11 protein-coding genes are annotated in these 12,401 nt (G+C 73.6%); 2 read left to right on the top strand and 9 right to left on the bottom strand.

The window, feature by feature from the left end:
* Positions 1-15: 15 nt before the first annotated feature.
* The 7 genes from J7F03_RS41930 to J7F03_RS05905 all read right to left on the bottom strand — a co-directional run bounded on the left by J7F03_RS41930 (position 16) and on the right by J7F03_RS05905 (position 6,477).
* Entirely contained in the window at positions 16-1,221 is a 1,206-nt protein-coding gene (locus J7F03_RS41930; RefSeq protein ID WP_214947591.1) for a LamG-like jellyroll fold domain-containing protein, read from the bottom strand.
* 138 nt (positions 1,222-1,359) lie between these two features.
* A complete protein-coding gene (cseC, locus tag J7F03_RS05930; protein WP_214947590.1) occupies positions 1,360-2,673 on the bottom strand; it encodes a two-component system sensor histidine kinase CseC in 1,314 nt (437 codons plus the stop codon).
* A gap of 48 nt (positions 2,674-2,721) precedes the next feature.
* Entirely contained in the window at positions 2,722-3,429 is a 708-nt protein-coding gene (gene cseB, locus J7F03_RS05925; protein ID WP_214947589.1) for a two-component system response regulator CseB, read from the bottom strand.
* A 40-nt stretch (positions 3,430-3,469) separates the two neighbouring features.
* Positions 3,470-4,126, bottom strand: a complete 657-nt coding sequence (locus tag J7F03_RS05920) for a hypothetical protein (protein ID WP_214947719.1) — start codon at positions 4,124-4,126, stop codon at positions 3,470-3,472.
* A gap of 38 nt (positions 4,127-4,164) precedes the next feature.
* Positions 4,165-4,725: a SigE family RNA polymerase sigma factor gene (locus tag J7F03_RS05915; RefSeq protein WP_053678383.1), complete on the bottom strand. Its 561-nt coding sequence runs from the start codon at positions 4,723-4,725 to the stop codon at positions 4,165-4,167.
* 87 nt (positions 4,726-4,812) lie between these two features.
* Positions 4,813-5,805: an A/G-specific adenine glycosylase gene (locus J7F03_RS05910; RefSeq protein ID WP_251071488.1), complete on the bottom strand. Its 993-nt coding sequence runs from the start codon at positions 5,803-5,805 to the stop codon at positions 4,813-4,815.
* A gap of 63 nt (positions 5,806-5,868) precedes the next feature.
* Positions 5,869-6,477 carry a phosphatase PAP2 family protein gene (locus J7F03_RS05905; RefSeq protein ID WP_214947588.1) on the bottom strand — a complete coding sequence of 203 codons (609 nt, stop codon included), beginning with the start codon at positions 6,475-6,477 and terminating at the stop codon, positions 5,869-5,871.
* A 161-nt stretch (positions 6,478-6,638) separates the two neighbouring features.
* On the opposite strand from J7F03_RS05905, the gene J7F03_RS05900 reads away from it, so the two are divergent.
* Positions 6,639-7,433 (top strand): hypothetical protein, encoded by a 795-nt coding sequence (locus J7F03_RS05900; RefSeq protein ID WP_214947587.1) that lies wholly within the window; start codon positions 6,639-6,641, stop codon positions 7,431-7,433.
* A gap of 77 nt (positions 7,434-7,510) precedes the next feature.
* Here the strand turns inward: J7F03_RS05900 and disA are convergent, their stop codons facing one another.
* Together disA and radA are read right to left on the bottom strand one after the other, a co-directional pair.
* Positions 7,511-8,635 carry a DNA integrity scanning diadenylate cyclase DisA gene (gene disA / locus J7F03_RS05895; protein ID WP_214947586.1) on the bottom strand — a complete coding sequence of 375 codons (1,125 nt, stop codon included), beginning with the start codon at positions 8,633-8,635 and terminating at the stop codon, positions 7,511-7,513.
* Positions 8,636-8,876: 241 nt separating this feature from the next.
* Positions 8,877-10,292 (bottom strand): DNA repair protein RadA, encoded by a 1,416-nt coding sequence (radA, locus tag J7F03_RS05890; RefSeq protein WP_214947585.1) that lies wholly within the window; start codon positions 10,290-10,292, stop codon positions 8,877-8,879.
* A 182-nt stretch (positions 10,293-10,474) separates the two neighbouring features.
* Here radA and J7F03_RS40850 point away from each other — a divergent pair, with 182 nt between their 5' ends.
* The gene (locus J7F03_RS40850) at positions 10,475-12,355 is read left to right on the top strand and encodes a hypothetical protein (protein WP_308379135.1); all 1,881 of its coding nucleotides are present in this window, start codon (positions 10,475-10,477) and stop codon (positions 12,353-12,355) included.
* The last annotated feature ends 46 nt before the right edge of the window (positions 12,356-12,401 follow it).

Genomic DNA, 12,401 nt, shown 5'->3' with positions numbered 1-12,401 from the left:
TGATCCCGTCCGGGATCAGAACAGCAGCCAGGAGCCGATCGGCCTGATCGACGCGTCGAGCTTGCCCGGCTTCTGGTCGTTGACCTGCTCGGGCGACAGCGCGATCCGGTAGATCCGCACGCTGTCCACGGCGCCGGTCCAGGCCCCGGCCCAGTTGTCCTGAGCGCGGGTGCGGCCCAGCTGCAGCGGCCCGGGAGCCTTGACGACGACCGGGACCTTGGCCTCGTTGATCTGCTTGCCGTCGACGAACAGCGTGATCATCTTGGTCGTGTCGTTGTAGGTGCCGGTCAGCTCCGTCATGGTGTTGTCCATCTTGCGGCCCTCGGCCACGACGGTCTTGGCCGTAGCGTCCGCACCCGCCGCGTCCGTCTGGACCCGGAAGATCCACGCCGGCTTGCCGTTCACCTCGTCCGAGCCCAGCTCGAAGGAGAACGTCTTCTCGCTGCCCTGGCTGACGGCGATCTGCCGCCCCTTCGGGGCGCTGTTCGAGACGCGGGCCGTGACGGTGAAGCTCTTGGACACGTCGACGAGGGCCTTCTCGGACTCGGCGTACGAGTTCGCGGTGCCCGTCGTGCGGAACTCGAACCGCTTGTCGACCGGGGCCACGGAGGCCTCCGCGCCCATCTTCAGGTGCGACTTGCCGCTGCGGTCCCGCAGTCGCGTCGGGTCCTCCGCCACGGTCGGCGTGTTGTCCACCGCCGCCTTGGAGCCGCTCACCGAGGGCGAGGGCGAGGCCGACGTCGACTCGCTCGCCTTCGCTTCGTCGTCGGAGCCCCCGCCGTCGCCCAGCAGCAGGAAGGCGCCGCCACCGGCCAGCAGGGCCAGTACGGTCACCCCGCCGCCGATCGCCCACAGCCGCTTCGTACGGCGCTCCCGTGCGGCCCCGTCCGCCAGCGCGCCCCAGTCCGGCTCGTCGGACGGCGGCTGGAACTGGGCCTGGGCCGGGAAGTCTCCGGGCAGCGGGGCGCCCGGTCCCTGCTGGTACGGACCCGCCTGCGGGAAGCCGTAGCCGCCGGGAGGCTCCGTCGGGCCGCCGGGCGGCGGGCCGAACGCGCCGGGCTCGGCCGGGGCGGGCGGGTAGCCGTAGCCCCCGGGCTGCCCGGCTTGCGGATAGCCGTACCCGCCGGCGGGTATCTGCCCCTGGGGGTAGCCGTAGCCGCCGGGGTTCTGGGCGTTGGGCTCGGGCTGGGGGCTGTGCGGGCGATCCGTACCGTCAGTCATGGATCGGATGCTAAAACATCGGCGTCCGCAATCGAACAGCCGATGGTCGCGATACGGAACCGATCACGGCCGATCCGGGACGATCCGGGCCGTTCCGGGCCGATCCCGCCCCCCGTTCCGGGCCGATCCCGCCCCCGTTCAGTCCGCCGGGGGGAGGACGGGGAAGCTCCCCGTCGCCGTCGGGGCATGCTCGGGCAGCCACAGCACCGCCACCGCGCCCGCCGCCGCGCCCTCGCGGGCGAAGCCGCCCGGGGCCGCCACGTTGCGGAAGGTCAGCCGGGCGCCGAGCACCTTCGCCTGCCCCTCCGCGATGGTCAGCCCCAGCCCGTGGCCGACCCCGGCGCGGTCCGTCGACCCGGTCCGGAACCGGCTCGGCCCCTCGCGCAGCAGCGCCTCGGGGAAGCCCGGCCCGTGGTCCCGGATCCGGACCACCCGGCCTTCGACGTCGACCTGGACCGGCGCCCGCCCGTACCGCGAGGCATTGGCGAGGAGGTTGCCGAGGATCCGCTCCAGGCGGCGCGGATCGGTGCTCACGATCTCGTCCGCGACGATCCGTACGCTCGCCTCCGGCATCAGGGAGGTGACCCGGCGGCTCACGAACTCGCCCAGCGCCACCTCCTGGAGCTCCGCCCGCTCGGACGCGCTGTCCAGCCGGGCCACCTCCAGCACGTCCTCGACCAGCGCCCGCAGGGCCTGCGCGCGGTCCCGTACGAGCTCGGTCGGCCGGCCCGGAGGCAGCAGTTCCGCCGCCGTGAGCAGGCCCGTCACCGGGGTGCGCAGCTCGTGCGCGATGTCTGCGGTCACCCGCCGCTCGGCCTCCAGCCGCTGCTGGAGCGCGTCCGCCATCGCGTCGACGGCCCGCGCCAGGTCGTCGGTCTCGTCGCGTACGACGCCCCCGACGGCGTCCCGCACCCGTACCTCGGGATCCCCGTGCGCGACCCGCTGCGCGGCGGCCGCGGCCTTGCGCAGCCGGCGCGAGAACAGGCCGCCGATGAGCACGCCGAGCGCCGAACCGCCCATCACCACGGCGAGGGAGCCGACGACCAGCGCCCGGTCCAGGTCGCGCACCATGTTGGCGCTCTCCCGGAACTGGGTGTGGAGCGAGAGCACCTGCCCGTTGCCGAGCGGTACGGCGGCCCACACCTCGGGCAGTCCGTGCGGCTTCTCCTGGATGTAGGTGCCGCGCCGCCCGGACCGGGCCTTCTCGCGCAGGTCCGCGGGCAGGTCGGGGTCGTTGAGCTTGGCGCCCATGGGGGGCTTGCGGCCGGCCTCGGCGTTGCGGGAGATGAACTGCACCCGGTCCAGCTGCACCTCGCGGGCGCTCTCCAGCATCGACACGCGGGCAGCGCTGTGCACCACCAGGCTCAGTGCGACGGCGGTGAGCGCGCCCACGGAAGCGATGGCGAGCGTGATCTTCCAGCGGATTCCGGTCCGCAGGGTGAACCGCTTCATTCAGGCTTCATCCCCGCGTTCGCTCCCGCGTTCTGTCTTCTCAAGGCATCAGGCCTTCAGCTTGTATCCGAAACCCCGGACCGTCTCGATCCGGTCCTGCCCGATCTTGGTGCGCAGCCGCTGGACGTGGACGTCCACGACGCGGGTGTCGCCACCCCAGTCGTAGTCCCAGACCCGCTCCAGCAGCCTGTCGCGCGAGAGGACGGTGCCGGGGGAGGTGGAGAACTCCAGCAGCAGCCGCATCTCGGTGGGCGTCAGCGCCACCGAGGCGCCCGCCTTGCGCACCTCCATGCCCTCCGTGTCGACCTCCAGGTCCCCGAAGACCAGCACCCCGCGCTCGCCGGAGTCGCCGTCGTCGCCTCCGCCGCCGCCCTGCGGGCCGCCGGCGTGGCCGAAGCGGCGCAGCACCGCACGGATCCGGGCGACCAGCACGGAGCCGTCGAAGGGTTTGGTGACGTAGTCGTCGGCGCCCGCCTCCAGGCCCAGGACCACGTCGATGGAGTCGGCGCGCGCCGACAGCATGATGACGGGGACGGTGGACTCGTCGCGGATGCGGCGGCACAGGCTCACGCCGTCCATGCCGGGCACCATCACGTCGAGCAGCGCGATGTCGGGCCGGTTCGCCCGGAAGGACTCCAGGCCGGACAGCCCGTCGGGCATGGCGGTGACCACGAACCCGTCGCGTTCCAGCGCCAGGGTCGTGGCCTCACGGATGACGTCGTCGTCCTCCACGAACAGGACATGGGTATCTGCCATGCGGGAGCCTCGCCTCGCCTCGGTACTCGGTTCTTCCGGCTCAGTTCTTCGGGCTGACGGCCGGGGCGGGGGCCACCCCGCCGTCGACCACGTTGCTGTAATCGGTGTGCACCCGGTCCTGCTCGGTGAACTTCTCCCCGTTCCAGCGGTACGTGATCAGGTCCTCGCCCGACGGATAGGAGAGTGTGTCGCTCTTCCCGTAGACCGGCTTGGTCACGACCAGGTCGCCCCGGTCGATCTCGGCGTAGACGGGCGGCTGCTCGTCCGAGAACACATTCTCGTACTTTCCGTCGTCCGCCCGGTACACGTACGAGCCGCGGCCCAGCGCGTCGGCGCAGGACAGGACGTTGACCACGATGTCGACCGCCGGACCGCCGGTGATCTTCCCGTAGCTGACGTCGACCGGGTACTCCTTGCCCGTACAGGGCTTCAGGTCCCGCTTGACCTCGGCGCCGACCTTGGGGTCCGCCATGAGCAGCGCGATCGGGTCGATCTTGCCCGGCTTGCCGGAGGCCTGCGGCGCGAGGGGAGTGGCGGGTGCGACCGACCCGTGCTCGGAGGGCGCGGAGGACGGCGCGGCGGTCTTGGCGACCGACTCGGTACGGGCCGGGCCGCCGTCACGCAGCCCCGTACCCCCGGTGGTACAGCCGGCCGCGAACAGCGCGGTGCCGGCGAGGACGATGGTCCCCGCCGACATCAGTACCACCGAGCTCTTGCCGTTCAGGCATTGGCCATTCAGGCCGCGCACCGCTCACGCCCCTCGTACCGGATGGTGTGGTCACCGCGTTCCAGCGCGCGCATGTCCAGGTCCCGGCTCTCCAGTTCCTGACGGAGGCGGGCCAGCGCGCGGTGCAGAGTGCTCTTCACGGTTCCCGCCGACATGCCGAGCGCCGCGGCCGTCTCCTCGGTGCTCATCTGCTCCCAGTGTCGCAGCACGACCACGCTGCGCTGCTTGGGCGCGAGCACCTTGAGGATGTCCATGAGCAGGGCGCGGTCGGCGCGCTGGTCGGAGCCGTCCTCGACGGAGGCGTCGGGGAGCTGCTCGGTGGGGACCTCGTCGAGCTTGCGGGCACGCCACCACTCGGTACGGGTGTTGATCATGACGCGGCGCAGGTAGGCATCGGCGAGGGACTTGTCGGCGATGCCGTCCCAGCGGCCGTAGGTGCGGACGAGGGCGGTCTGCAGGAGGTCCTGGGCGTCGGTCGGGTCCGGGACCAGGCGACGCGCACTGCGCAGCAGCGCGTCCTGCCGGGTGCGTACGTACTCTTCGAATTCGAGTACCTCGCCGTGCGCCATCTCAGACCGCCTCCGCTGACGTTCAACCGCTGATCCGCTGCCTTACGAGTTCGAAGGTACGGAGGCGTTGTCACGGGCCTGTGCGGGTCAGCCTTCGGTGGGCGCACGGACACCCATAGGTTGTGTAACAGCGCCCGTGAGCTGCGGTTTCTCCGGTCCAAGCGGAATCTGCGAGTCAGCTTCGGCGGGGCCGGCCGGCAGCCGGTACATCCGCCCGGCCAGCGGCTCCACCAGCCCGTCCGAGACCAGCCCGTCCAGGGCGCGGGCCCGCTGCACGGGCTCGTCCCAGACGGTGTCGAGGACGGACCGCGGCACCGCGCCGACCGCCTCGCGCAGCACCGCGAGGAGTTTGCCGCGCACCTGCCGGTCCGTCCCGGCGTACGTCTGCCCGCGCCTCGGCGGCCCCTCGTGCGCGGGCTTGCCGGCGAGCCGCCACGCGCACAGCCCGGCCACCGGGCAGCTCCCGCAGTCGGGGTTCTTGGCCGTGCACACCAGCGCCCCGAGCTCCATGGAGGCCGCTGCCCAGCGGGCCGCGGTGTGCTCGTCCTCGGGCAGCAGGGCCCGCGCCAGGCGCCGCTCGGCGGCGGTCGTGGCGTTCGGCGGGTACTCGACCCCGGTCGCGGTGCGGGCGAAGACCCGGCGCACGTTCGTGTCGAGGACCGCGTGCCGCTGCCCGTACGCGAAGGAGGCCACGGCTGCCGCCGTGTACTCGCCGATCCCGGGCAGGGCCAGCAGCTGCGCGTGCTCGCGCGGTACGTCGCCCCCGTGCCGTTCCGTTATCGCGGCGGCCGCGCCGTGCAGGCGAAGGGCCCGGCGCGGGTAGCCGAGCCGCCCCCAGGCACGTACGGCCTCGCCGGGGACCTCGGCGGCCAGGTCGGCGGGGCGGGGCCAGCGGGCGAGCCAGTGCTCGTAGACCGGCAGGACCCGGTTGACGGGGGTCTGCTGGAGCATGAATTCGCTGACCATCACCCCCCAGGGCCCGGCCTCGGGACGGCGCCAGGGCAGATCGCGGGCGTGTGTGTCGAACCACGCGATGACGGGGGTGTGCAGCGCGGCGGGAGGTGCGGGGGATGCAGTCATGGCAGACGGCATCCTGACACGTTTCGTCCCCGGGGGTGTCCGGCCTGATCGGCCGGACACCCCCTAGCGTGCCGGGCCCGGGCCGGTGATCAGGACGGCGGCGCGCCCGCCGCCCGCCCGCACGGCGGCGACGGCCCTGGCCGTGGGGCCCGTGAGCGCGGCGACGGCCAGCGCGGCGAGGCTCGCGCCCAGCAGCAGGCCCATCGCCACGTCGTGCGGGTAGTGCACCCCGACGAAGACGCGGGAGAAGGCCATGAGCAGCGCCAGCGGGACGGTCAGCAGCGCGAGGCGGGGCAGGGCCAGGGCGAGCCCGACGGCGGCGGCGCCCGCGATGACGGAGTGGTTGCTCGGGAAGGACCAGTCGCCGGCGGCCGGGCACTTGATCAGCGAGGCCGCCGCCCCGGCCGCCGCCCGGCAGGGGCGCTCCTCGTCCACGGCGGCCTTCACCAGCTCGGAGGCGGCGTAGGCCAGGGCGGTGACGAGCGGCGCGAGGACGGCCAGGGCGACGGCGCGAGGGTCGTTGCGCCCGCGCGATCGCCACCACACCGCGATGAAGAGGGCGCCGAAGACGAACAGCCCGTATTTCGTCCAGACCTCGAAGGCCGATTGCACCCAGGCGGGCGTGGAGCGGGCGAAATCGGTGACGTCGAGGTAGAGGCCGGAACTGTCCATGGTGACTGACGGTACTCAAAACGGAATAATGCCCTCATCAGACCTCTTGGCCGATTTTCGGCGCTCCCGCCCCCCCCAGCGGGATGATCATCGGCAAAACAAGCCGAGTGCGCGGCATGTGGGGCACGGATCGCGCCTCGAACTCTCGTAAAGTTCCGTCCGTGGGATCTCTGCGCAATCCGGTCGGGCCGCTCCCCTCCTCCATCTACTGGCGACGGAGGGCCGTGCTGGCGTCCGTCGCCGCGCTCCTCGCGCTCCTCGCCGTATGGACCGTCGGTTCCGGCGGGGGGAAGACGAGCGACAACGGCAAGGGCCAGGGCGGCTCCGATCCCGTCACCCAGATCACCCCCGGACCCTCCGGATCGGGCCCGGCGATCAGTCAGGCCCCGGGCGGGCGCGGCGAGTCGGGCTCGGGAGGCGGAGGCACGGGTACGGGCTCCGGCGCCGGCGCGAGCCCCGGCGCGGGCAAGAACGGCGAGCCGGGTGCGGCCGACCCGGGCGGCGCGGGCGGCTCCGCACCGAACCAGACCGTCCCGGCGGACTCGCCGGTGCCCACCTGCGCGCCCAGCGCGCTGCAGTGGGAGGTCAAGAGCGTGAAGAACGAGTACGAGGCGAACGAGAAGCCCCGCCTCGAACTCATCGCGCGCAACGTCTCCGGCACGACCTGCAAGGTCGATCTCGGCCCGAAGCAGGCGGTGCTGACCATCACTCAGGCGAGCAACGCCAAGCCGGTCTGGTCCTCGGCGGACTGCCCGACGGGCGCCGGCAACCTGTTCTTCCGGGTGCCGTCGCAGGGCGAGACCAGGCAATCCCTCGAATGGGACCGGCACTTCAGCGCGGCCGCCCAGTGCCAGGCGCCTCCGGCGGGGGTGGCGGCCGCGGACACGTACGTGGTCGAGGTCAAGTCCCCCGGTATGCCGGTGGCCCGGACCTCCTTCGTCCTGAAGCAGGACTGACGCGGCACACGGCCCGCGGCGGAGCCGGGTCGGCTCCGCCGGGCCGGGGTCGGACGCAGCGGCTCAGGCGTGCCCGCTCAGACGTACCGCTCCAGGATGGAGGACTCCGCCAGGCGGGACAGGCCCTCGCGGACGCTGCGGGCACGGGCCTCGCCCACGCCGTCGACCGTCTGCAGGTCGTCCACGCTGGCGGCGAGCAGCTTCTGCAGCCCGCCGAAGTGCTCCACCAGCCGCTCGATGATCGCCCCGGGCAGCCGGGGCACCTTCGCCAGCAGCCGGTACCCGCGCGGGGACACCGCGGAGTCCAGCGTCTCCGGCGACCCCGTGTAGCCCAGCGCCTTCGCCACGATCGCCAGCTCCAGCAGCTCCGGATGCGTCAGCGCGTCCAGCGCCGGCAGCGCCTCGTCCACCGTGCGGGAACGCTTCGCCGTCGGCTCGGGGACGTAGTCCCGGATCACCAGCTCCCGCTCCTGCTCGATCCCGACCGTCAGCTCGTCCAGCTGGAGCGACAGCAGTCGTCCGTCGGTGCCCAGCTCGATCACGTATTCCGCGATCTCCGTCGCGATGCGCCGCACCATTTCCAGCCGCTGCGCGACCGCCGTCACGTCGCGGACCGTGACCAGGTCCTCGATCTCCAGCGCCGACAGCGTCCCCGCCACCTCGTCCAGGCGGAGCTTGTACCGCTCCAGCGTGGCCAGCGCCTGGTTCGCCCGCGACAGGATCGCCCCGGACTCCTCCAGCACGCGCCGCTCGCCGTCCACGTACAGCGCGATCAGCCGCATCGACTGCGACACCGAGATCACCGGGAAGCCGCACTGCTTCGAGACCCGGTCCGCGGTCCGGTGCCGGGTGCCCGTCTCCTCCGTGTGGATGGAGGCGTCCGGCACCAGCTGGACACCCGCCCGCAGGATCTTGGTGATGTCCTTGTCCAGGATCAGCGCGCCGTCGAGCTTGCACAGCTCGCGCAGCCGGGTCGCCGTGAACTCCACGTCCAGGACGAACCCGCCCGTGCACATGGCCTCGACGGACTTGTCCATGCCGAGGACGATGAGGCCTCCGGTGTTGCCGCGGACGATCCGTTCGAGCCCGTCACGCAGCGGCTGACCAGGTGCGACCGCGCTCAGCGAGGCACGCATCATGGCCTCCTGCTTGGAGCTCGCGCCCGACTTCCCGGATGCTGCTGCCCCGTCCTTGGCTGCCACTGCACTCCTCCGGTCGCGGGTTGTACCGCCTGCGTACGGCCGGGCGGACCAGGCCAAAGTCTACCGGCGCGGCTCACGCCCCCGCCGTGCCTTGGCGCGGCCGGGCCGAGGAGCACCCCGTCCGGGCCCCCTGACCTGCGGTCGGGGCGCCCGAGTACGTCCGGTACACGAGCGCCCCTCCGCCTTGCCACGCACGGCACCAGACACCGCGGGCTCGGCCGAGAAGATCCGAAAGGGAGACCTAGCCGGCGTCGCGGTCCTTCGCCGGCGTACGCGACCGCCCGCGCGGCAGGACCCGTAGCGCGTCGCCCATGTCGGCGACCTCCGTCACCTTCATCCCGGCCGGCACCTTCCCCGGATCCCCCGGGACCAGCGCGTGCGTGAAGCCCAGCCGGTACGCCTCCGCGAGCCGCCGCTGCACGCCCGTCACGCGGCGGACCTCGCCCGCGAGGCCGACCTCGCCGATGGCGACCAGGTTCTTCGGCAGCGGTACGTCGCTGGCCGCCGAGGCCAGGGCCAGCGCGATCGCCAGGTCGGCGGCCGGCTCGGTCAGCTTCACCCCGCCCACGGTGGCGGAGTAGATGTCCCGCTTGCCGAGCGCGGTGATCCGGCCGCGTTGCTCCAGGACCGCCAGCATCATCGACACGCGCGAGGTCTCCAGCCCGGAGGTGGTCCGGCGCGGCGAGGGGATCTGCGAGTCGACCGTCAGCGCCTGCACCTCGGCGACCAGGGGCCGCTTGCCCTCCAGGGTCACCGTCAGGCAGGTGCCGGGTACGGCCTCGGCGCGCCGGGTCAGGAACAGCCCGCTCGGGTCGGCGAGCCCGGTGATGCCCTCGTCGTGGAGTTCGAAGCAGCCGACCTCGTCCGTAGCGCCGTAGCGGTTCTTCACGCCGCGCACCAGGCGCAGGCGCGCGTGCCGGTCGCCCTCGAAGCTCAGCACGACGTCGACGAGGTGCTCCAGCAGCCGGGGACCGGCGATCGCCCCGTCCTTGGTGACGTGCCCGGCGAGCAGGGTGGACATCCCGCGGTCCTTGGAGGCCCGGATCAGCGCCCCGGCCACCTCACGGACCTGCGCCATGCCGCCGGGCGCGCCGTCGATCTCCGGAGAGGCGATGGTCTGCACGGAGTCCAGGATCAGCAGCGAGGGCTTCACCGCGTCCAGGTGCGCGAGGACGGCGGAGAGGTCGGTCTCGGCGGCGAGGTAGAGGTGGTCGCTGAGCGCCTTGATCCGGTCGGCCCGCAGCCGCACCTGGCTCGCCGACTCCTCGCCCGTGACGTACAGCGTGCGGTGCTCGTCGCTGGCCGCCTTCGCCGCGACGTCGAGCAGCAGCGTCGACTTGCCGACGCCCGGCTCGCCCGCGAGCAGCACGACGGCCCCGGGCACCAGCCCGCCCCCCAGGACCCGGTCCAGCTCGTCCACGCCGGTGCTGCGCGCGGTCGCGGTCCGGCCGTCGACCTGCCCGATCGGCACGGCGGCCGTGGTGACCCGGCCGGCCGCGGTGGTCCGCACGGCGGGCGCGCCGCCCAGCTCCTCGACGGTGCCCCAGGCCTGGCACTCGGGGCACCGGCCCAGCCACTTGGCGGTGGAGTACCCGCACTCGGTACAACGGTAGGACGGCCGGTCCTTGGCGGATGAACGAGATGTACGGGCAGCCATGCGGCCCACCGTAGCCGCACCCACCGACAGCACCGGCGGGCGCTGCTCCCGGGCCCGCGTCCGTCCGCCGTGGCGTGCACCGTCAGGGGCGCTGTCAGCAGACAGCCGATCTGTTCACCCGTAAGGGCTAAAAGCGGGTAAGGCTTCCGGAGCGCCACCGGCGCGCCGCCTACGGTCGCCGAGTGACGAGCAGCAACCAGGGACACCCCGCACCGCGCACCGGCGCACACCGGGCGCACGGGCGCACGCCCCCCGAGGGGACCAGGGTGGAGCAGCCGCCACCGTTCCGGCACGAGCCCTACTTGGACGGCCTGTTCACGTACTGCCTCTCGGTCCTGTGCGACCACGACACCGCCACCGATGTACTCGGCGACGTCCTCGCCGTCGCGGAACGGCACCCCGGCCGCTGCCCCGACGAGGGGGACCGGCGCGCCTGGCTGTACGCCCTCGCGCGCTGGGCCTGCCTGCGGCGGCTGGCCGAGCGACGGCGTACGCGGCACGGGTACGGGGGAGCGCATTCCGCCCGGCGTACACCGGGGCACACGGGTCCGGGCCGTGAACCCGGCCCCGCGGCCGCCGACGTGAACGCGGCCGCGAACGCCGCGCCGAAGGCCTCCGACCCCGCGTTCTCCGGGGGATCCAGGGGATCCGCGGCGTTCGCGGCATCCGCCGAGACGGCCGCAGGTTCCGCCGAGGGATCCGGTTCCGTCGCTACGCCCCCCTGTACGGGCACGCTCGACGTATCGGCCTACCACCGCACCGAGCTCGCCCGCCTCGCCTGGCCGGAGGCCGCCGGCACCTCCCCCGAGCAGCGCGAGGCCCTCGAACTCGCCGTCCGCCACCGCCTCGGCGTCCTCGAACTCGCCGCAGTCCTCGGCACGCCCCCGGCCGCCGCCCGCGAGCTGCTCTCCGGCGCCGCCTGCGAGGTCGAGCGCACCCGCGCCGCCCTCGCCGTCGTGGAGACCGGCAGCTGCCCGACGGTGTCCCGGCTCACCGGCGACGACGGCGAGGGCGGAGACGGGTACGTCCTGCTGTCCTCCTCCCTGCGCGCCGAACTGGTCCGGCACGTCGACGACTGCCCGCGCTGCCGCCGCGTCGCCGAACGCGTCGGCGCCGGCGGCCCCTGGCCCGGCTCGGGCGGCATCGACACCGCACCCCTCCCGCTGGTCCCGGCCCCGCGCACCGCCGTCCGCGCCGCGATGCTCCGCTCCGGCAGCCGCCGGGGCGGCGGGCCGGGCCCGCGCTTCGGCCGCACGGGCTTCCCGATGGACCCCAAGGACCGCGCGGCCCGCCGCGACCGGCTGCGCGCCCGCGCCGTGACCACCACCGTGGTCGCCACCGTCGTCGCGGCCCCGGTCCTGGCCCTGTGGGCGGCGTACCGGGGCGCGCCGAGCACCGGGGAATCCGTCGGCAACGGCGCCACCCGCATCTCGGCGAGCGAGGCCGAGCTCCCACTGCCGCGCACCGACGGCCGCCCGCTGGCGGCCTACGAGAACGCGGGCAACGCCGCCGTCGTCACCGACGGCCCCGACTTCGCCCCGGGCACCGCCGCCCCCGACGTCTCCGTCGAGGTCATCAGCAGCGGAGCGCCCTCCGCCACCCCGGGCGCGCCCGGAGCCCCCGGCCGGCTGACCGCGACCGCCGCCTCGCGCGGATCGACCACGCTGCTGACGCTCACCGCGTCGGGCGGCGCCCCGGTCGGCTGGCGGCTGTGGTCCGACGCCCCGTGGCTGCGCGCGAGCCAGACCTCGGGCCGGCTCGCCCCAGGAGAATCGGTCACCCTGAAGATCAACGTGGACTCCGAAGCCCAGCCCGTCGGGGCCTGGAGCGCCCGGGTCGGGGTGGACCCGGCCGGCGCCGTCATCTCCATCCAGGGTCGGGGCCGTCCCGCGCCGACCCCGACGCCCACGCCGACCGACCCGGTCCCGTCGCCGACTCCCACGCCCACCCCCACGCCGACTCCGACTCCGACGCCCACCCCGACGCCGAGCCCGACACCGTCGGAGAGTGCGGGCTCACCGTCCCCGACCCCGGCGTCGAGTCCGACGCAGGGGCCGGCGTAGCGCGGTCAGGTTCTCGCCAACTTGCCTGATTCTCAGGCGAGTTGGC

Source organism: Streptomyces sp. ISL-43 (assembly GCF_018614195.1).
Classification (GTDB): Bacteria; Actinomycetota; Actinomycetes; order Streptomycetales; family Streptomycetaceae; genus Streptomyces.
Note: the sequence above shows the minus strand (reverse complement) of the source record. Positions and strands in the feature narration are given on the sequence as shown.